At 69.9% G+C, this 19,433-nt stretch carries 20 protein-coding genes and 1 tRNA gene; 4 read left to right on the top strand and 17 right to left on the bottom strand.

The window, feature by feature from the left end; all coding sequences use genetic code 11:
- Nucleotides 1-333 precede the first annotated feature (333 nt).
- From VT85_RS11525 to VT85_RS11535, 3 genes are all read right to left on the bottom strand, one after another.
- Nucleotides 334-2,415: a prolyl oligopeptidase family serine peptidase gene (locus tag VT85_RS11525; protein WP_068421857.1), complete on the bottom strand. Its 2,082-nt coding sequence runs from the start codon at nt 2,413-2,415 to the stop codon at nt 334-336.
- Between the two features lie 234 nt (nt 2,416-2,649).
- Complete coding sequence (locus VT85_RS11530; protein ID WP_068414902.1) at nt 2,650-3,699, bottom strand: hypothetical protein; 1,050 nt, start codon at nt 3,697-3,699, stop codon at nt 2,650-2,652.
- A 66-nt stretch (nt 3,700-3,765) separates the two neighbouring features.
- Nucleotides 3,766-4,170 (bottom strand): hypothetical protein, encoded by a 405-nt coding sequence (locus VT85_RS11535; protein ID WP_068414905.1) that lies wholly within the window; start codon nt 4,168-4,170, stop codon nt 3,766-3,768.
- 83 nt (nt 4,171-4,253) lie between these two features.
- Here VT85_RS11535 and VT85_RS11540 point away from each other — a divergent pair, with 83 nt between their 5' ends.
- Nucleotides 4,254-5,126, top strand: a complete 873-nt coding sequence (locus VT85_RS11540; protein ID WP_068414908.1) for an enoyl-CoA hydratase-related protein — start codon at nt 4,254-4,256, stop codon at nt 5,124-5,126.
- Nucleotides 5,127-5,152: 26 nt separating this feature from the next.
- Here the strand turns inward: VT85_RS11540 and VT85_RS11545 are convergent, their stop codons facing one another.
- The 9 genes from VT85_RS11545 to VT85_RS11580 form a co-directional block, all read right to left on the bottom strand.
- Nucleotides 5,153-7,279, bottom strand: coding sequence for a vWA domain-containing protein (locus VT85_RS11545; protein WP_068414911.1), 2,127 nt, complete (start codon nt 7,277-7,279; stop codon nt 5,153-5,155).
- Nucleotides 7,280-7,388: 109 nt separating this feature from the next.
- Nucleotides 7,389-7,526 (bottom strand): hypothetical protein, encoded by a 138-nt coding sequence (locus VT85_RS28450; protein ID WP_197491230.1) that lies wholly within the window; start codon nt 7,524-7,526, stop codon nt 7,389-7,391.
- The gene (locus VT85_RS11550) at nt 7,523-8,434 is read right to left on the bottom strand and encodes a DUF58 domain-containing protein (RefSeq protein ID WP_068421859.1); all 912 of its coding nucleotides are present in this window, start codon (nt 8,432-8,434) and stop codon (nt 7,523-7,525) included. The genes VT85_RS28450 and VT85_RS11550 overlap by 4 nt, the downstream gene beginning before the upstream one ends.
- A gap of 40 nt (nt 8,435-8,474) precedes the next feature.
- Nucleotides 8,475-8,846: a hypothetical protein gene (locus VT85_RS11555; protein WP_068414914.1), complete on the bottom strand. Its 372-nt coding sequence runs from the start codon at nt 8,844-8,846 to the stop codon at nt 8,475-8,477.
- 56 nt (nt 8,847-8,902) lie between these two features.
- Nucleotides 8,903-9,934 (bottom strand): AAA family ATPase, encoded by a 1,032-nt coding sequence (locus tag VT85_RS11560; RefSeq protein WP_068414917.1) that lies wholly within the window; start codon nt 9,932-9,934, stop codon nt 8,903-8,905.
- A complete protein-coding gene (locus tag VT85_RS11565) occupies nt 9,927-10,538 on the bottom strand; it encodes a bacteriocin immunity protein (protein ID WP_068414920.1) in 612 nt (203 codons plus the stop codon). Before VT85_RS11565 ends, VT85_RS11560 begins: the two co-directional genes overlap by 8 nt.
- Before the next feature lie 60 nt (nt 10,539-10,598).
- The gene (locus VT85_RS11570) at nt 10,599-11,201 is read right to left on the bottom strand and encodes a HEAT repeat domain-containing protein (RefSeq protein ID WP_156512817.1); all 603 of its coding nucleotides are present in this window, start codon (nt 11,199-11,201) and stop codon (nt 10,599-10,601) included.
- Between the two features lie 8 nt (nt 11,202-11,209).
- Nucleotides 11,210-14,299, bottom strand: coding sequence for a VWA domain-containing protein (locus VT85_RS11575; RefSeq protein ID WP_068414927.1), 3,090 nt, complete (start codon nt 14,297-14,299; stop codon nt 11,210-11,212).
- A 60-nt stretch (nt 14,300-14,359) separates the two neighbouring features.
- Nucleotides 14,360-15,304 carry an NHL repeat-containing protein gene (locus VT85_RS11580; RefSeq protein ID WP_068414929.1) on the bottom strand — a complete coding sequence of 315 codons (945 nt, stop codon included), beginning with the start codon at nt 15,302-15,304 and terminating at the stop codon, nt 14,360-14,362.
- Between the two features lie 129 nt (nt 15,305-15,433).
- Between VT85_RS11580 and VT85_RS11585 the strand changes: the two genes are divergently transcribed.
- The 3 genes from VT85_RS11585 to VT85_RS11600 all read left to right on the top strand — a co-directional run bounded on the left by VT85_RS11585 (nt 15,434) and on the right by VT85_RS11600 (nt 17,579).
- Nucleotides 15,434-15,748, top strand: coding sequence for a Rieske (2Fe-2S) protein (locus VT85_RS11585; RefSeq protein ID WP_068414933.1), 315 nt, complete (start codon nt 15,434-15,436; stop codon nt 15,746-15,748).
- Nucleotides 15,749-15,894: 146 nt separating this feature from the next.
- Nucleotides 15,895-16,362, top strand: a complete 468-nt coding sequence (locus tag VT85_RS11590) for a cupin domain-containing protein (protein ID WP_068414938.1) — start codon at nt 15,895-15,897, stop codon at nt 16,360-16,362.
- A 392-nt stretch (nt 16,363-16,754) separates the two neighbouring features.
- Complete coding sequence (locus VT85_RS11600; RefSeq protein ID WP_068414944.1) at nt 16,755-17,579, top strand: metallophosphoesterase; 825 nt, start codon at nt 16,755-16,757, stop codon at nt 17,577-17,579.
- A 9-nt stretch (nt 17,580-17,588) separates the two neighbouring features.
- On the opposite strand, the gene VT85_RS11605 is transcribed toward VT85_RS11600, so the two are convergent.
- The 5 genes from VT85_RS11605 to VT85_RS11620 all read right to left on the bottom strand — a co-directional run bounded on the left by VT85_RS11605 (nt 17,589) and on the right by VT85_RS11620 (nt 19,384).
- Nucleotides 17,589-17,936, bottom strand: coding sequence for a transposase (locus VT85_RS11605; protein WP_068414948.1), 348 nt, complete (start codon nt 17,934-17,936; stop codon nt 17,589-17,591).
- Between the two features lie 184 nt (nt 17,937-18,120).
- On the bottom strand, nt 18,121-18,615 hold the full coding sequence (locus VT85_RS11610) for a hypothetical protein (RefSeq protein ID WP_156512818.1): 495 nt from the start codon (nt 18,613-18,615) through the stop codon (nt 18,121-18,123).
- Nucleotides 18,616-18,653: 38 nt separating this feature from the next.
- Nucleotides 18,654-18,851 carry a hypothetical protein gene (locus VT85_RS11615; RefSeq protein ID WP_068414954.1) on the bottom strand — a complete coding sequence of 66 codons (198 nt, stop codon included), beginning with the start codon at nt 18,849-18,851 and terminating at the stop codon, nt 18,654-18,656.
- 126 nt (nt 18,852-18,977) lie between these two features.
- On the bottom strand, nt 18,978-19,154 hold the full coding sequence (locus VT85_RS26725) for a YegP family protein (RefSeq protein WP_082858537.1): 177 nt from the start codon (nt 19,152-19,154) through the stop codon (nt 18,978-18,980).
- 157 nt (nt 19,155-19,311) lie between these two features.
- Nucleotides 19,312-19,384, bottom strand: a tRNA-Thr gene (locus tag VT85_RS11620).
- Between the last annotated feature and the right edge of the window lie 49 nt (nt 19,385-19,433).

Genomic DNA, 19,433 nt, shown 5'->3' on the forward strand with positions numbered 1-19,433 from the left:
GCCGCCGCGTCGGGCTCCGCGGCCGCGACGGGCTCCGCCGCCGCGTCGGGCTCCGCGGCCGCGACGGGCTCCGCCGCCGCGTCGGGCTCCGCGGCCGCGACGGGCTCCGCCGCCGCGTCGGGCTCCGCGGCCGCGACGGGCTCCGCCGCCGCGTCGGGCTCCGCGGCCGCGACGGGCTCCGCCGCCGCGTCGGGCTCCGCGGCCGCGACGGGCTCCGCCGCCGCGTCGGGCTCCGCGCCGCGACGGGCTCCGCCGCCGCGTCGGGCTCCGCTGCGTCGGGCTCCGCCGCCGCCGCGTCGGGAGGGGATTCGAGGGGCTTCGGTTCCTCGTCGCTCACGGCTTGACCTCGACGTTCAGGACCTTGACGAGGAAGGCCCACTGGTCGGCGGCCTCCTCGATGACCTTGGCGGTGGGCTTGCCGGCGCCGTGGCCGGCCTTGGTCTCGATGCGGATCAGCACGGGGTTGTCGCACGCCTGTGCGGCCTGAAGGGCGGCGGCGAACTTGAAGCTGTGGGCGGGGACGACGCGGTCGTCGTGGTCGGCCGTGGTGACCATCGTCGGCGGGTAGCAGGTCCCCGGCTTGACGTTGTGCAGCGGGCTGTAGGCGTGGAGCGCCTTGAACTCATCGGGGTCGTCGGACGAGCCGTAGTCGTCGACCCAGGCCCAGCCGATGGTGAACTTGTGGAACCGGAGCATGTCGAGCACGCCGACGCCCGGCAGGCACGCGCCGAAGAGGTCCGGGCGCTGGGTCATGCAGGCGCCGACGAGCAGGCCGCCGTTCGACCGGCCCGAGATCGCAAGCTTCGACGAATTGGTATACTTTTCCGCGATGAGCCATTCGGCCGCCGCGATGAAGTCGTCGAAGACGTTCTGCTTGGCGAGCTTCGTCCCCCCCTGGTGCCAGCTCTCGCCGTACTCGCCGCCGCCGCGGAGGTTGGCCACGGCGTACAGGCCCCCCATCTCCATCCAGGTCAGGGCGGAGGGGCTGAAGCCCGGCGTCAGCGGGATGTTGAAGCCGCCGTAGCCGTAGAGCAGGGTCGGGTTCGAGCCGTCCTTCCGGATCCCCTTCTTGCCCGTCAGGAACATGGGGATCTTCGTCCCGTCCTTGCTCGGGTAGAAGACCTGGACGGTCTCGTAGGCGTCGGGGTCGAACTTCAGGGCGGGCTTGCGCCAGGGGGTGCTCGCGCCGGTCTCGACGTCGTAGCGGTAGATGGTGGCGGGGGTGGTGTAGGAGGTGAAAGCGTAGAACGTCTCCCCGTCCTTCCGCTTGCCGGAGAAGCCCGACGCGGTGCCGAGGCCCGGCAGGTCGACGTCGCGGAGGTGCTTGCCGGAGAGGTCGAAGACGCGGACGACGGTGTGGGCGTCCTTCAGGTAGCTGGCGATGAAGCGATCGCCGACGACGTCGACGCTTTCCAGGGTCTCCTCGGCCTCGGGGATCAGCTCGACCCACTTCTCGGGCTTCGGGTCGCGGACGTCGATGGCGACGACCCGCCCGCGCTCGGCGTCCTTGTTGGTCTTGAACCAGAAGACGGGGCCGTCGTTGTCGAGGAAGTCGTACTCGGCCTCGAACTCGCCGACGAGGTGGGTCGGCTTCGCGTCGGTCGCGTCGAGCGGCCGGTAGAGCACGCGGTACTTGGCGTCGGTCCCTTTGTGGAGCGTCAGCACGAGGTACGCGCCGTCGTCGCTGACGGTCGGCGTGGCCTCCCATTCCTTGTGCTCGGGGTCCTCCCAGATCAACGTATCCTGATCCTGGGGCGTGCCGACCCGGTGCAGGTAGACCTTCTGGTAGTAGTTCGCCCCCTTGAGGTCCTGACCCGGCTCGGGCGCGGGGAAGCGGCCGTAGAAGAAGCCCTTGTGATCGGGCGTCCAGACGGCCGAGGAGAACTTGATCCAGCGCAGCTCGTCGTCCAGGTCCTTGCCGGCGGCCACGTCGCGGACCTTCCAGACGTTCCAGTCCGACCCGGCCTCGGCGATCCCGAAGGCCAGGAGCCGGCCGTCGTCGCTGGCGACGGTCCCGGCCAGGGCGACGGTGCCGTCGGCCGAGAGCGTGTTGGGGTCCAGCAGAGCGCGGGGCTCGGCGTCGATCGCGTCGAGGACGAACAGGACCCCCTGGTTCTGGAGGCCCGTGTTGTGGGTGTAGAAGTACTTGCCCCCCTTCTTGCCGGGGGGGCTGAACTTCTCGTAGTCCCAAAGCTCGGTCACGCGGGCGTGGAGGCCCTCGCGCTGGGGGATCGACCCGAGGAACCCATTGGTGATCGCGTTCTCGGCCTCCACCCAGGCGCGGGTGACGTCCGAGTCGGGGTCCTCCAGCGGCCGATACGGATCGGCGATCTTCACGCCGTGGTAGACGTCGACCGTGTCGGACTTCGGGGCCTCGGGATACGGGAACGGCCTGGCGGGTTCTTCGGCTTTCATCGGTCGTGCTGAGGCTCCGAGGAGGACGGCGATCGCGGCGACGCGCGGGAATCGGTTCATGAGCGGATTCGGTCCTTTCGCGTGGGGCGTCGGATCGGGTTTCTATTTCATGATCGGATGTCGCTGAAATGATCCCTTCCCCGCGAGGGGGGAAGGGATGATGAAGCGGGCCATCGCGGGGGGCGATCCCTGACGTCGAGGTCTCGTGGGCTCGTCGTCCCTGCATGGTCGCCCTCAGGTCCGGGGGGATCGGCGGAGGACGAGTCGGCCGGCCTCGACGGCCTCGCGGTCCGGGTCGCGGGCGATGGAGCGGAGGGCCTCGTCGAAGCGTCGGCCGCTCTCGTGGAGGAACAGCTCGGCGACGGCCTGCTCGTCGGGCCGGGCCGAGGCCGCATCGAGGCGGGCGAGCGTGCAGGCGGAGGCGATGAGCTCGACGGCCGCGAGGGCGACGCGATCGCGGAAGGATTCGTCATGGCGATCGCGGGCGCCGATGCGCTCGACGACCCGGCCGAGATGGGAGGTCCGCCGCGACAGGGCCTCGCCGAAGGGCCGGAGCATCGGGGTCGCCACGGGGACTCGCGGCGGCGAGGCCGAGCGGGCCAGACTCCGGCGGATGTGGGCGGCGAGCGTCGGCCAGAACGGGGCCGAAGGGCCGGCGCCGCCGGGCGAGGGATCGGCGTCGCCCAGGCCGCCGGCCGCGAGGAGATCCAGGGCCTCGTCGGTCGTTTCGTCGTGGATCGCCGGCGCATCGATCCGGGAGACGAACGGTCCCAGGAAGGCCGTGTCGACCGCGTCGGCGACCCCCCGATCGAGCCACGAGGCCGCCGCGACGGTCGAAGCCCTCAGCGCGTACGACCCGGCGGCGAGCCGGGCGAGGGCGGCCCCGGCGCGGGGGGAGCGGGCGAGGCGCTCGTCGCCCCGGACCTTCGCGACGGCCGCCGCGAGCCGGGCCTGCGCCAGCCCGAGGCCCCAGGAGGCCGCGAGGACGCGCGCCAGGCCGGGGCGGTCGGCGAACGCGTCGGCCCCCGCGACTCGCTCCGCGACGGTCCGCCAGCCCTCGCCCTCGGGGTCGAGGCTCCGGAGTTCCATCACTCGACAGAAGCCGACGACCGGGCCGTCGCGCCGCGAGTCCTCGGCGGCGGCGAGATCGACCGGCGCGGGGTGGGGGAAGAACGCCCAGGCGGGGAATTCGCCGGCGAACAGGGCCCGGACCACTCCTCCATGCGAGTGCGTCGGGCCGGTCGCTCCCGCCTCCGTGTTCCGCCCGACCGTTTCGATCGCCATCGACCTGGGTCCTTTTTGTTCGAGGCCGACCCGTCCTCGGGCCGAAACGCAGATTGTCGAGACGGCTTATTCAGCCCCGGGCGCGGCTCGGCGGAATCGATCGCCGCCCGCGTCCCGGCCGAGCCAGTAGGCGAACCCCGCCCCGGCGGCGATCATCAGGATCGTGACGCCCTTCAGGTCGGGGAGCCTGGTGAGGAAGTGGCGGAAGCTCGGGTCGTCGCGGAAGGGGAAGAACTTCCATTCGACGAACAGGGCCAGGGCGAACGCGGCGGCCGCGCAGGCGACGCCGCGGGCGTGCGAGGGCCTCCGGCTCGCCAGGCTGCAACCCAGGCCCAGCAGGGCGCCGGGGATCATCATCCCGTAGAATCCCCGGTGGTAGAGCCACTGGAACGTGTAATATCCTAGGGCCGCGCCGAGCAGGGCCCCCAGCGCGGCCGTCAACTCCTCGGTGATCCGGCTTGGCGCGGTCATTGGTCCGTCGCTCCTTGTCACGTCGCGGCCCTCTCGGAAAAATCCCCGTCCCACGATCCTAACCATCCCATGAGGCGAAAACCATGACCGACGAAGGGCGCGAGACGGCCTGGCGATGGGACCGCGACGGCGACGGCGTCTGGACCCTGTGGTTCGAGCAGCCGGGCCGTGATCTGAACATCCTGGACCGGCCGGCGCTCGACGAACTGGATGAGCGGCTCGCGGAGGTCGAGGAGGACTCCTCGGTCCAGGGGGTCTTGATCCGTAGCGCCAAGCCGGCCGGCTTCTGCGGGGGGACCGATCTGCGGCTGATCCACGACGCCCCCTCGGGGGCGGAGGTCGAGGCCCTGATGCGGCGAGGGACCGAGGTGCTGGACCGCCTGATGCGGCTGGGGCCGGCGACCACGGCGGTCCTCCACGGGGCCTGCCTCGGCGGCGGCCTGGAGCTGGCCCTGGCCTGCCGCCACCGCGTGGCCCTTGCGACGAGCGTGCCGCTGCAACTCGGGCTGCCCCAGGTCCGCCTGGGCCTGATCCCCGGTTGGGGCGCGATCGAGCACCTCCCCCGTCTGCTCGCACCCAAGGACGCGCTGGAGTTGCTCCTGTTCGGCGTCCCGATCGGCTTCCTCCAGGCGCGATCGCAGGGGGTCGTCTCGCGGCTGATCTCGGCCGAGGAGCCGGAACGGCTGGTCGAGACCCTCTCCGCCGAGGCTCCCGCCGAGCGCCCCTTCACGGTCGACGCCTGGGCCGAGGAGCTGGACTTCGCGCGGGCCAAGCTCGATCGACACTCCATCGACTTCCCCGAGGCCCCGGCCGCGATCCTCGAGGTGATCGAGATCGACCTCGCCCGAGGCCCCGAAGCCGCCCGCGAAGCCGCCATCGCCAGGTACGTCGGGCTCGCCCGGGACGAGGCCGTCCGGGAGGCCCTCGAGGACTTCCTCGCCCGGCCGAGCGCCTGAGGCGAGCCGAACCCCACGGTCGCCGATCAGATGTAGACCCGCCGATTGTAGACGTACCATTCGACGACCAGGACGCCGAGGGCGGCGAGCGCGGCGAGCTTCCACCAGTCGCGGCGGGCGTCGGGAACGGTGCCGGCGCCCTCGACGGGGGTGTAGCCGATCTTGATCTTGTACGCCTCGACGCGGGATTCGGGGGCGCCGGCGGGGACGAGGCCGCGGGTGGCGAGATCGCTCTCGCGGGGGTCGAACAGGTTGACGGCGAACGGCGACGCGCCGCCGGTCCACCGGGCCTCGTACAGGCCGGTCGTCGCGACGGCGTCGTCGACGAAGGCGCCCTGGGTGTTCCGCTCGATCGTCCTGGGCGCGGAGCCGTCCGGCGGGGCGACCCGGATCGTCCGCTCGGCCGTCTCGGCGCGGACGACCACCGGCCGGTTCGGGCTCGCGAGCGCGGCGGCCTCGCCCCCCTGGGTCCCGCCCAGGGTTTGCACCGCGTTGAACAAAAACAGGGGGAAGCTGATGTAGCGGAACCAGGTGGTGTTCGGCGTCTGGCCGTCGATGAGGGGGAAGGCGATCACGGCGTCGAGGAACCCTCCACGCGGGACGACGAAGGCCAGGGCGCCGGCGTCCCCCTCGATCAAGGGGACGGCCGAAGGGGGGAGGGGGTCGACCACGCGGGCCCTGGCGACGTACACCAGCGAAAGGTCGCGGACGTACTGCATCAGGGGGTGGCTCACGTCCCAGTCGAGGATCGCCGGGTTCTCGACGGGCTTCGCACCCTCGTAGGCGGGGCCGGGGGGGAAGACGCCGAAGTACAGGGCGTTGGATTCCGGGGGCTCGTCGGGCCGCCAGCCGTCGAAGACGACGAGGTCGTACCGCCCCCCCTTGAGGTCGCGGACGACGGCCTCTCCCTTCGCTTCCTCGGGCGTGAGGATCGTCGCCTCGGTCTTCTCGACGAGGGTCGGCGTGTTGAAGGCGTCGATCAGGTAGCGGTCGTTCGCCGAGACGACGAGGACGCGGGCCTTGCGAGCGTCGCCGACGACCACGAACGCCCGGTCGTCGACCGCCAGGGCGTCCTTCCCCGTCAACCGGACCTCGAACGCCGCGACGCCCGGCTCGGGGACGTCGAACTGGAACGCCTGCTCGCCCCGCGCGGGGATCTCCAGCGCCACGGCGTCGACCAGGCCCCCGTCGTCGCCGGGCTTGTCGAGCCGCTTGCGGACGAGCTGGGCCTCGGTCGTCACGGGCTCGGCGCGGTAGTTGCGCACCCTGCCGAAGACCTGGTGGAGGTCGGCCTTCTCCTCGATCGGGCGGGACTGCAAGGCGACGATCGCGACATTGTCCGAAGGGTCGCCGTTCGCGCCGGCCCCGGCCCGATCGGCCGGGGGGGAATCGTCGGCGGGGGGCGAGTAGGGCGGGGGAGGGGGGCCGACGACGACGACCTCGGGCTCCAGGTTCCCCAGGCTGAAGCCCTCGACGTCCGGGAAGCCGCCGTCGGTGTAGATGAACAGCTTGGGGGTGGTCTGGGACGTGGCGACCACGCCCTCGCCGATCTGCTTCGACGGGTTCGCCAGCCCGGCCGCGACCTGGAGCGCCTCGCGGAGCGACGTGGTCCCCTGCGTCGGCGCGACGGCGTCGATCCGTTGCAGGAGGAGCCGCTTGTCGCCGCTGTAGTTGGAGACGACGCGGGCCGAGTCGGCGAATGAGACGACCATCGCCAGGTCGTCCCCTTGCATGTCGCGGACGACCTTGCGGGCCTCGTCCTTCGCCTTGTCGAGCCGGCTGGGACCGTCGGCGTCGTCGACGGCCGACATGCTGGCCGAGGCATCGATCAGGAGCACGAACCGCCGGCCCTGGCCGCCGGCCCCCTTCATCTGCGGGCCCGTCAGCGCGAGCATCGCCAGGGCCGCGACCAGGAGTTGCAGGAACAGGAGCAGGTTGCGCCGGAGCCGCTGAAACAGGCTGTTGACGTGCAGATCCTCGAGGCTCTTGCGCCAGAGCAAGGTGCTGGCGACCGGCACCGACCGCCGCCTCAGTTTGAGGAAGTAGAGCGCGATGATCCCGAGCGGGACCAGGGCGAGCGCCCCCCACGCCGGCCATCCCAGCGGCGGGCTGAACTGGAGCGACCCCAGGCGGCTGAACAGGTTCCCCGGCATCCCGCGGCCTCCTTGGAAGTCGTGGTGGGCCCCCTCGCATCGGTCGTCGGGGGGGAAGCTGATGGATCGAAGGTCGTCCTTCCCCCCTCGCGGGGGAAGGGCTTTAGGGTTACAACTCCGGTTCGCGTCCCGCGTGGCCGGGGCGTTCTCCCTTGCGCCGGACGATCATGGTGTAGAGGACGTAGGCGACGAGCAGGCCGCCGAGCGAGTAGAAAACCAGGGGGTTCGTGATCCAGAAGCGATTCATTTGAGGAGTCCGCGCTCGCGCAGATAGTTCAGCACGAGTTTCTCGAAGGGGTACTGGTTGGTGGTGAAGACGTAGGTGATCCCGCGTTTGGTGCAGTAGTCGCGGAGGCCTCCGACGAAGGCGTCGAGGTTCTCCTTGTACCGCTTCAGGAGCGGGGCGCTGATGGTGACGTCGGCCTCCTCGTCGTCCTCGCAGTCGACGAGTCGGAGGTCGCCCACCAGCTCGGGCTCGACTTCCTCCCGGCTCAGGACGTGGATGACGAAGACGTCCATCCTCCGCGCCAGCAGGTATCGCAGGGCATCCTCATATCCCCGCTTGTCGAGGAAGTCGGAGATGACGACGACGACCCCCTTGCCCCCCTGCTTGATGGCGAAGTCGCGGGCGGCGGCGGTGAGGTCGCTCTCGCCGGAGGGCTCCAGCCGCTCCAGGTACTGGACGATCCGCCACATCTGGGACCGCCCCCGGACGTTGGGGACGCCCGCCTGGAGCCGCGAGGCGAAGGTCTCCAGGATGATCCGATCGTTGTTCACCAGGCCGATGAACGCCAGGGCCGCGGCCACCTGCTTGGCGTAGTGCAGCTTGGTCGGCTCGCCGAAGCCCATCGACAGGCTGGAGTCGACGAGCGTGTGGACGTGTAGGTCCTCTTCCTCCAGGAACAGCTTGAGGAACAGGCGGTCGAGCCGGCCGAAGGCGTTCCAGTCGATGTGCCGGAGGTCGTCGCCGGGGGCGTACTGGCGGTGCTCGGCGAACTCCACCGAGGTCCCTTTCCGCCGGCTCTTGCGCTCCCCCTTGAGCCGCCCGACGATGATCTTGCGGCTGACCAGCTCGAGTTGCTCCAGCTTGTGGAGGAACTCCGGGTCCAGGAGCGGCGTCCGGGCGGTCGAGGTCGAGCCGGAATCGGCGGGCATGGGCGGGGCCTCCCGGTCCCTCGCGGGTCGGATCGTCACGTTAGAGCGGCAGGAAGCGATCCGAAATCCAGAACAGGGCCAGCAGGAACCCGACGGCCGCGGCCACGCCCACGATCCAGGGGAGGATCGCGGCCAGGAAGACCGTCCAGCGAGCCTTCAGGCCCAGCGGCGGGCTGCGGTGGAAGAACGCCAGCGCCGTGAGCCAGCTTTCCATCACCACCAGCGAACCCGCCCCCGCCGCGAGCAAGGCCAGGATCGGCTCGCTCCGCCAGAAGAACGCCCCCGCGACGAACAAGGCCGCGCAGAGCGAAACCAAGCAGACGACGTCCCCCCGCGAGACGATCAACGGCTCGCGCCCGGGCTCCTCCCAGTCGATCTCCGGCATCGTCGGCGGGTCGTAAACGTCGTGCATGGCGGCGGCTCGATGAGTTCGTCCTGGTCTCTCCTTCCCCCACCGGGGGGAAGGATTCAGGCCGTCACGGCGACCTCGGCCTTCTCGGGGACGGAGTCGAGGATTTTCAGGAGGACCTCGTCGGGGGCGATCCCTTCGGCCTGGGCCTCGAAGTTGAGGAGGACTCGGTGGCGGAGGGCGGGGAGGTACACCCGGCGGAGGTCTTCGAAAGAGACATTGTACCGTCCGTCGAGCAGGGCGCGCACCTTGGCCGCCAGGACGAGGGTCTGGACGCCGCGCGGGCTGCTCCCCCAGCGGACGTACTGGTTGGTGACGGCGGCGGCGAACGGGCCTTCGGGGTGGGTCGCCAACGCCAGTCGAATGGCGTAGTCCTGGACGTGGGGGGCGATGACGACCTCGCGGACGAGTTGCTGGAATCGGATCAGGTCGTCGCCGTCGAGGACCTTCTCGGCTTTCGGGTTGGCTCGTCGGGTCGTGCGGTCGAGGATCGTCGCCAGCTCGTCGCGGGTGGAGTAGCCGACGACGAGCTTGAACAGGAAGCGGTCGAGCTGGGCCTCGGGCAAGGGGTACGTCCCCTCCTGCTCGATGGGGTTCTGCGTGGCCATGACGAAGAACGGCTCCTTGAGCCGGTGCATCGTCCCGCCCACGGTGACGGAGTGCTCTTGCATGGCCTCCAGCAGGGCCGACTGGGTCTTGGGCGTGGCGCGGTTGATCTCGTCGGCCAGGACGATCTGGGAGAAGATCGGCCCGCGCTGGAATTCGAACATCCGCCGGCCCTCGGAGGTCTCGGCTACCATGTTGGTCCCGATCACGTCGGCCGGCATCAGGTCGGGCGTGAATTGGATCCGGTTGAAGTCGAGCGAGAGGGCGTCGGCCAGCGTGCGCACGAGCAGCGTCTTGCCCAGGCCCGGCACGCCTTCCAGCAGCGCGTGGCCGCCGACGAACAGGCAGGTCAACACGCCGTGCACGATCTCGTCGTGGCCGACGATCACCTTGCCGATCTCGGACTTCACCTGGATATAGCGGTCGCGGAACTCCTGGGCCCGCGCCTCCATGTCCGACCCGTTCGCGGTCGCTTCGTCAGCCATCGGCGGGGCTCCTTTCGTCGTTACCCTGAGAATCCAGGCGTTCGCTCGGCAAGCTCATGAGTCCGTCTCGATCCCGCGTCTCCTCGACGTCGGCGCCGTGATCCTCATCCGGCCTCGTCGCCGCCAGGCTTTCCTGGAAGTCGGGGTCGGAATGGAGGCCGCCGCTCAGCGCCAGATCGACCAGCTCGTCGGCGCCCAAGCCGCGCCTCCGGCCCCAGAGGCAGAGGTGGTTGACCTCATAGCCCTTGAGGTTCTCGCTCATCAGGTAGAACTGATCGGCGTTGAGCTGAGTCATCCAGCCGTTGTAGCTTTCCATGTTGGCCTGCACGAGCTTGATCAGCTCCTCGCGCGGGATGAGGCGTCGTTGGTAGGACAGCCCGAAGTCCACGATCTCCTCCGCCGTCGGGGACTCCTTGCCGAAGCCCGGCACGTCGTCGGGCCAGAACAGGAGGTCCGAGGGGGCGGGGTGCTCGAAGTGCTCGTTGAGGATCTCCAGGCGCGCGTCCTGCTCAGCCTCGGAGGTTTCCTCCCCAGCCAGGAGCCTCTGGACGATCGCGATCAGCTCTTCCCTCGTCAATTTCTGGCTTCCGTTCGTCGGTGACATCGGGCGGTTCCGCAATCAACCCGATCCTCTTCGTTACGAGGAAGAGAATCGCTTTCAAGTTCACGTCTTTTGGTCTGAATTCTTGCTGTCTTCCTGCTTCCGGTCCTCGCGCGTGAGCAACTCGACGTCATGAGCTTCGACGGCCTCCGCGAGATGCGATCTGGCCTCGTCGTGCAGGGAAGCGTCTTCAAGCCTCGTGAGCAACCTGACGCGACCCGAGATCAAGGCGGCCGTGTTTTGGAAGGGTGCAATATCGTCGAGGATGATCAGGGCCTTCTGCCGCACCTCCCAGACGTCGTCGTGCGTGAATTCGAGGATGTCGTCGTAGTCGTCGTTGCAGTTCAGATTCATCAGGGCGTACATGAGACTGCCCCGCGAGCCTCTGGTCCTGACATCCTTCATGAGTTCCAGCAGCCGAGGTTTGGCCTCCTGGACGTGCAGTTCTCCCAGGGCGTAGGCGAGGGCGCCCATCGTGGCGAGGTCTCCCGCGGCAAACATCTGAAGCAGGCGAGGCACGGCTTCAAGGCACCCCGAGTCGGCCAGGTCTAATGCGGCCTGGCGGATGATTTTCGGATCGCCCGAATCGAGCCCCTGCACCAGCGATTCGCATCCCGCCATCCGGGGGTCTTGGCTTCCTACGTCGCGCGTGGTGGGCCGGGTCACATTAGGTGTCATTTCTTGCCCCCTTGATCCTTGTCGTCGTCCTTCTCCCGCTCCTCCCAGACCTTTTTCTTGGCCTTGAGGAGCCGGCTGGTGTAGCCGGCCTCCTCGGGCTTGGGGGCCTCGGGGGCGAGGCCGGGGTCGGATGGGCTCGCGGCGGGGCGGTCGGGACGGGGGCGGTCGGCGGCGGGGCTGGAAGCGGGCGGGGCGGCGGCGCCCTCGGCGGGCGGGGGCGCTTCGGAGTCCTGGAACTGGTTGGCGAAGCGGGAGCGATCGAGCTGTTCGGCGACCTCGGCCTTGCGGCTCCTGAGCTGGTCGAGGTAGTCGGTGCGGGCCTCGGGCTCCTCGCCGCGGAGCTTCCGCCAGCCCTCGGCCAGCTTGCGGCGGACGCGGCCGACGTCGACGGCGATCCGCCGCACGGCCACGTCGCCCAGGAAGAGCAGGGCGGCGGACCAGAGCAGCACGGGCCAGAGCGGGCGGAAGGCCCGGGGGATCACCAGGCCCGGATCGCGTCGGAAGTGGTCGACGCCGTCGAGGGTGCGGGCCAGGTCGATGCGGCCGTCGGGGGCGGTCTTCCACGTCACCTCGCGGCCGTCGGTCAGGCTGGCGGCGGTCTGGAGGGTCGTCGGATTGGAGCGCAGCTCGCGGTACTCGTCGGAGTAGGGGACGGAGACGCCGCTGGAGATGACCCCCTGGGTCTTGTTCGCGCCCCGGTAGCCGAGATTCACGAAGTAGTTGCCGCGTCGGTCGGCGTTTTCGATGGTCGCCTCGTACCGGCCGGGGGCGGTCTGGCTGAGGGTGAGCGGCGCCGCCTTGAGGTCGGGGTCGACGATGTTCCCCTGGATCTGGAGGAAGTTGAGGAACTGGTCGTCCTTGTCGAGCGCGTCGACGACGACCTTGATCCGGCCTTCCTCGCGGCGGACGGTCATGGTCAACTCGCCTTGCTCGGCGGGCCGCATGGCCCAGCGGACGACCTGCGACCAGAACGCGGCGTAGTTCTCCCAGTCGGGCCAGGCCTTGGCCCATCGGCGGCCGGCGTCGGAGGTGAACGCCACGGATCGGCCCAGGCCGTAGGTCCAGTGGGCGAGCACCGGATTGACCTGCCCGCCGGGCAGCGGCGAGAGGATCGGGGCCTCGACCAGCTCGTTCTCCTTCAGGCTCGTCAGCACCAGGCCCGTGATCGGCGGGACGGCGTCCAGGCCCATGACGGGCTCGGTGATCGGGCTCTGGAGCCGGGGGAGCCAGGGGGCCTCCTGCTCGAAGATCAAGGGCCGCGAGATCGTCCGGGCTTCCTTCTGGTAGATCTGGGGCAGGGCCCTGGGGTTGGTGACGTTGTAGAACCGCCCCTTGGTGCGTCGGGCGATGTTCTGCATGACCGACTGCGCCCCCGGGTCGGCGCCGTGGGCGGCGGTCAGGACCGAGGTCACCGTGATCTTGCTCTGGGCGAGCCGGTTCAGCACGCCCGGCGTGGGAGGGGTGGGGTCGCCGTCGCTGATGATGACGATGTGCTTGGACATGGCGTCGCGGACGGCGTTCAGGCCGTTCATCGCCTTGACGAGCGAGGGGTCGAAGTCGGGCATGTCGCCGGGGGTCATGCGGTCGATGGCGCGGAGCATGCTCGACCGGCCGGGGCCGATCGCCCGCAGCGAGAAGAGCCAGGCCTCCTGGCCCTCCCAGTGGAGCATGCCGGCGTAATCATAGGTGGAAAGCGCGTTGATGGCCGCCTTGGCGACGACCTTCTGCCAGTAGTTCCCCTCGGGGATCTCGCTGGCGTGCATGATCAGGACCATCGCGCCGAGGCCCTGGACCTTGAGCGCCTTGATCTGCATGTCGACCGGCAGGGCCTTCTCGACGGGCGTGTTCATCCAGCCGCCGGCGCCGAAGCTGTCGCGGCCCCCCAGCATGATCAGCCCCGCGCCCAGGTCGTGGCAGTTGGAGGCCAGGAGCTGGTGCTGGCTCTCCGTGAACGCCTCCTTGGGGACGTTGGCGAGGATCACGCAGTCGAACGGCCGGAGCTGGGCGACGTCGGTCGGCAGCGGGTCGCCGCCGACGCCGCCGGAGCCGTCGATCCGGGGGGCGGTCAGCGTCCGGACCTCGATCTCCTTCTCGCGCAGGGCCTGCACCAGCTCGACGTGCTCGCCCGCGGTCCCCTCGATCAGGAGGACCTGGGCCTTGCCGCGGGCGTGGGTGAAGCCCTCGGCCACGTTGTTGATCGCCCGGCGGTCGCCGCCGCCGGCGTCGGGGGTGAACTCGGCGACGAACGTGTAGAAATTCGGTTCCGTGATCAACTGTTTGAGCGTGAAGACGTTGATCCCGCGCTTGAGCTCCACGCGCGTGGGCTTCTCGTTGCCGACGGCGACGCCGGTGTGGCCGTCGGCCTTCTGGAAGACCTGGAGCGAGCCGGCGGCGGGCTCGCTGGCGCGGACGACGACGTTGATGTTGACCGTCTCCCCCTTCTTCACGTCGGGGGGGATCGAAACCTTCTCGACGAGCACCTCGCGATCGTATCTGTACTCGATCGGGACCACATCCACCTGGACGCCCAGCGCTTTGGCGGCCAGGGCCTGCTCCAGCAGGGAACCGCGGTTCTCATTGCCGTCGGAGAGGATCACCACCCGCCGCGCCGTGTCCTCCGGGAACGAGGCCAGCGCCAGCTTGAGCGCGGCGGCGACGTCCGTGTTCTCGGCGTCGATCGACGACTCGATCCCCAGCAGGTTCAGCTCGCTGGGGGCGGGGGGGACCTCGACGCGCGGGCTCGCACCGAAGACCACGACCCCCGCCAGGTCGTCCTTCCGGCGCGCCCGGGACGCCTCGGCCGCGTACTCCAGGGCGGCCTTCTCCTGCTCGCGGGGGATGCTCTGCGAGGCGTCGATCAGGAACATGGTCGTCAGCCGGTCCGACCGCCGCACCGACTGCAGCTCGGCCAGGGCCAGGACGATCAGCGTCACGACCCCCGCGCGGAGCAGGATCGCCAGCGCCCGACGGCCCCGGCCCATGCCCGACAGGCCGCCGCGGCCCATCGCGATCAGGGGGACCAGGATCAGCGGGATGAGGACCAGCCACAAGGGTCGGCCGAAGCTGATCGAGAGGTTGCCCAGCATCCTCCGCGCGCCCTCCGTTCGAGTTTCGAGGCGCCCCGCGATCGGCGGACGCCCCGTCGTTCACATCCTGAACCGTTGCACGCGATGATTGTTCGAGTCGATCACCGAGACGCCGCCGCGGGAGTCGACCGCCAGCGCCCAGGGGTTGTACAACTCGCCGGGCCCCCGGCCGGGCCGGCCCCAGGTCGCCAGCGCCCGCCCGTCGCGGGTGAACTTCTGGACGCGGCTGTTGCCGTACTCGCAGACGATCAGGGCGCCGTCGGGGGCCAGCGACAGGTCGTAAGGATAGCTCATCTGGCCGAGCCCCTCGCCCCGCGTCCCCCACGCCTTCAGGAGCTTCCCCTCGACGTCGAAGACCTGGATGCGGTGGTTGCAGCTGTCGGCCACGTAGATCCGGTCGTCCTCGTCGATCGCCAGGGCGCGGGGGCGGAGGAACTCGCCGGGCTCGTAGCCGTGCCCCCCCCACTGCCGCAGCCACTTCCCCTCGGGAGAGAAGACCTGGATGCGGTCGTTCTCGCCGTACTCCGAGATGTAGAAGTTCCCCGCCTTGTCGATCACCACGTCGGTCGGGTAACCGAACCGGCCGGGGGTCGTCCCCTGCACGCCGTCGCCGATCTGGAACAGCAATTCGCCCTGCGCGTCGTACACCAGGACTCGGTAGAAGTGGGTGTCGGCCACGAGCAGCCGGCCGTGGCGGTCGACGGTCAGTCCGCTGGGGCCGTCGACGTTCAGGTCGGGCGTGCGCCAGCCCCGCAGGTAGTTGCCGTCGCGGTCGAAGACCTGGATCCGGTCGGTGAGGTCGGCGAGGTAGAGGTGGTCCTCGGCGTCGAAGGCCGCGACCCGGGGCTTGTGCAGCCAGCCGGGCTTCGTGCCGTGGACGCCCCAGACCAAGTCCGGCGTCGACGTCTCGCCGCCGCCGCAGCCGGCCGCCGCGCACGCCAGCGCGACCGCCGCACAGGCCAGCCGCAGGCCCCGCCCTCGTTTCGCCCCCGCCGCACGCTCCACGCGCCCGTCCTTCCTCGTCGATCCCAGCCGTCGCCGACGCACGCTTGCTAGAATCTAATGGCCGCGCGACCTCGGACGCAAGTCCTAGGATTCGGCGGGGGGTGGATTCGTGGGGGGAGGATCGCGGCGATGGGCGAGTGGCGTTATCTGTGTCGGGTCGACGAGGTCCCCGAAGGCCGAGGCCGGACGGTCGACGCCGCGGGCGCGCGGCTGGCGGTCGTCCGCGACGGCGAGATCGTCGCGGTCTTCTTCGACCGGTGCCCCCACGCCGGCGGCTCGCTCGGATCGGGCTGGATCGAGGAGGGCGAACTCCTCTGCCCCCTCCACCGCTGGCGCTTCCGCCTCCGCGACGGCCGCTGCACCACCATGCCGGGATCCTCCGCGAACCTCGTCGAGAGCCGCGTGGAAGGGGGCGAGGTGTGGGGACGGATCGGGGAGGGCTGAGTCGGTTCCTGACGGCAGATCCACACGCCGGCGCGTCCGGTTAGGTTGCAGCGGTGGATTTCCGATCTGTACGCGGAACGAGAGACGGGGCTGGACTTACGGCGTTGGAGCCGGAGGCCGCTCGCTCGACGACGGGGGGATGGGATATGGGGACGTCAAGCGAATCCGCTGCGAATCCGGTCTATTCGGTGGTCGGCGACCGTTATGTCTTCCTGACCACCGGGGAGGAGACGGCGGGGGCGTGCTGCGTGGTCGAAGTCCGGGTGCCGCCGGGGGGCGGGCCGCCGCCGCACGTCCACCGTCGCGAGGACGAGCTGTTCTACGTCGTCGAGGGGGAGTTCGAGTTCCTGGTCGCCGGCGAGTCGGTGAGGCTTTCGGCCGGGGGGTCGCTGTTCGGCCGTCGCGAAGTGCCGCACACCTTCAAGAACGTCGGGCCGGGGCCGGGGAAGCTGATCATCGCCGTCACCCCGGCCGGGCTGGAGCGATTCTTCATGGAGGTCGGGACCCGGCTCGACGGCCCTGAGGCCGACCCGATCCCACCCACGCCCAACGACTTCGAGCGGCTGCTCCGGGCCGCCCCGGCGTACGGGCTGGAGATACCGGCCGGCGGTTGATCGGCCCAAAGGCAAGGCTCTGGGAACCTCTCGTGTGGACGCCAGGTCCTCCGCCCAGCTAAAATTCGGCCTCGCTCGCATCCATTCAGGGGGCGAAGGTCGCGCCCCCCACGTCGAGACACGTGGGGAGGCCTTTGGCGCTTTCCGCGGCCAGACGCTGCCATTGCGACCCGATCAGAAGGACGAACGTCGTCGATGGGACCACGCACCTGGACGTTCTGCAACGGGGCGATGCTCGCCCTGGGGGCGGGCTGCCAGCCGTCACGGCCGACGCCTCTTGATCGGACCGATCAGAACTACCCTCGATCGAAGGAATCCCACGAATCGATCACGGCCCCGGTCGGGCGCCCCGCGAGGGACCCCCGCCGGGGCCGGGACGATGGGCGGACCGGATGAATCTCCCCGACGACCTCGACTACCCGATCATCGCCGTCGGCGACCTCCACGGCCGCCTCGACCACCTGCAACGGCTCGTCGAGGCGCTCGAACGACGGGACGTGTGGCCGGACTGCGCCCTCGTCTTCCTGGGGGACTTCGTGGACCGGGGGCCCGACTCCCGGGGGACGATCGACCTCGTCCTGGAATTGCTCCGACGCCCGGCCGGGGGCTCGGCCGTCATGGGCAATCACGACCTGGCCCTGATCCGATCCGCGAGGCTGGACGACGGCCCGCCGTCTTCGTACTGGCCCTCGCGCTATCGGGACCTCTACGACGGCGGGCCGACCTTCGAATCCTATCTGGGCCGCCCGGCGCAAAACACCGACGGCGGCTTCCAAGACGATCTCGACGCCCTTCGGCCGGCGATGCCGGACGAGCATCGAGCGTTCCTGACCGGCCTGCGCTGGGCCGTCGAGGCGCCCGGGCACCTCTTCCTGCATTGCGGCCTCTCGCCCGAGCTGGGGGCCGGTCCCGAGGAGCAGGTCGCGGCCCTGCGAGCCAGGCGATGGGACAGGACGACGCTGAGGCCCACGCCCGACACGAACACGGATCGGTACTGGGAGGACGAATACCCCGTCTGGCTGGGGGCCGATCGGACCCTCTCGACGAGGCCGCTCCCCTATCCGGGCAAGGTGCAGGTCACCGGCCACGACCGCGTCCGCCGGCCCGAGGTCGACGCGGTGCGGATCCGGCTGGACACCAGCGGCGGCTTCGACAGGCCGACCGCCTGCCTGCTCCGGTCCCCCGACGCCGAGCCGGTGTTCATCCAGGGTCGTTGACCCGAGCCGTCAGGCCACGCGCCGGCGCGATCCGCGGGCGCCGAACCAGGAGAGGACCGGCGCGTCGGTCGCCATGAGCCGCCGGGCCGCCTTCTGGATCGTGGAGTGGTCGGGGACCTTGCGGAGGCCGAGGACTTCGCGGAGCTCGGACCACTCGCGGAGGAGGACCTCCAGGCCGCGGTAGTCGAGCTTGAGGAACCGCCGGACGGCCAGCATCGCGAACAACTGGTGCTGGGTGAAGTCCTTGCGGGAGAACTTGGACGAGTACGCCGGGAGCGTCTCGCCCGCGACGGTCAGGGCCGCCCGGGCCAGCGCCACGGGCGATTTGGTGGTCGGTCGTTCGATGGTGGTTGTCATAAGAATAATACGATCCCGGAAGCCCGAAGGTTCTCCACGGATCGCAAGAAAATCGGCCGCGAAGTCGTTTCAGGTCGACGACTTGCGCGCGATCGGCGAGGGCGGGGCGCAAACGAAAAAGGCCCGCGCCCTCGGATGAGGGACGCGGGCCGTTGGGTTTGAGGCGAGGCGCCGTCGGGGCGCCTTATCGGGGTGCGGCTTGCGGCGAAGCCCGGCTGATCGGAGGGGGCGGCGGGCCCGCGCCGGATCGTTCGAGCTGGTCTAGCCGCGAGCCCAGGGCTTCGAGCTGGGGGAGCCAGTCGGGCCGGGGCTGGGGCTGCGGCTGCGGGCGATCCGGCGTCGGCTCCGGCCTGGGGTCGACGGGGGCGATCGGCTGGGGGGCGTTCGGGCTGATCCAGGCGGCGAGCTTCGGGAGCGTCCAGGCCCCCAGCCCGGCCCCGGCCAGGGTCATGAGGACGTAGAACGCGATCGAGGGGGGGGCCGTACTGGCCGGACGTTCCGCCGGCGTCCGGGGGCTCGGCGAGTCGGCCGGGTGCCTGATCACGGCCAGGTCGGCGAGGTTGGTGGGCTGCGAGGGGAGCCGCCAGAACGCGGCGCCCTGGACCACCAGCACCCGGTCGACGCCCGGGATCGAATACTCTCCGGGAGGGATCTCCAGGATGTTGGGATCGGCGGCCATGGAGGTGCCTTTCGTCGGGAGAGGGGCCGCGGCGGTCGTCACGCCGCGAGGATCCTCAGGCGTTCGATGGCCTGATCGAACGCCGCTTCCTGGTCGGGGGACAACTCCCCCAGGCCGGCCCCGACTCCGGCGAGCTGCGCCCTGAGCGCATCGTGTTCGGCGTTGAGGCGATCGATCTTCGCCTCGACGTGCGCCGTCGCCTCGGACACCTGCTGCATCTTCTCTTCGAGCTTCATCGGTCCGCTCCTGGTGAACGGCCCGGCCGCGCGAACGGCGCGGCCGGCGCCCTTCCTAGAGTATGGACCGGGTTCGACGTGCGGAGAGCGAGCGAAACTTGCGCGGGCGCCCGCCCTGGGACGCGGTCAGGTCTCGTCGACGAAGGCGGCGTCGACCGCGTTCTGCTTGATGGATTCGATCATGGCCGCGCAATCAGTCTTGTTCTTGTAGCCCTCGCCGCTGTCGGCGAGGATCCGGCCGTTGGAAGCGACCAGGCGCCATCGGAACTCGCCGGCTATATCGCGATACAAAACGAATTTCATCGCCGATGCCTCCGGTGGAGAACGGGACGTGGATCGGGATCATCCCTAGCTTAGCGCGAAGGCGATCGCGCCACAACCTTCTGGGAGGCGTGAAGGCGAGCGTCGGAGGGCGGCAGATCCGCCGTTGGGCTTCGGAGGACCGAAGAAAGAGGGGGGAAGCCACCTCAGGGACTCGAACCCTGGACTTCAGCTTTACGAAAGCTGCGCTCTACCAACTGAGCTAAGGTGGCGACGGCGTACGGCGTCCGGATGGAGGCGTCGCACGCGGGAAGATCGATT

Origin of the sequence: Planctomyces sp. SH-PL62, assembly GCF_001610895.1 — a bacterium.
Taxonomy (GTDB): domain Bacteria; phylum Planctomycetota; class Planctomycetia; order Isosphaerales; family Isosphaeraceae; genus Paludisphaera.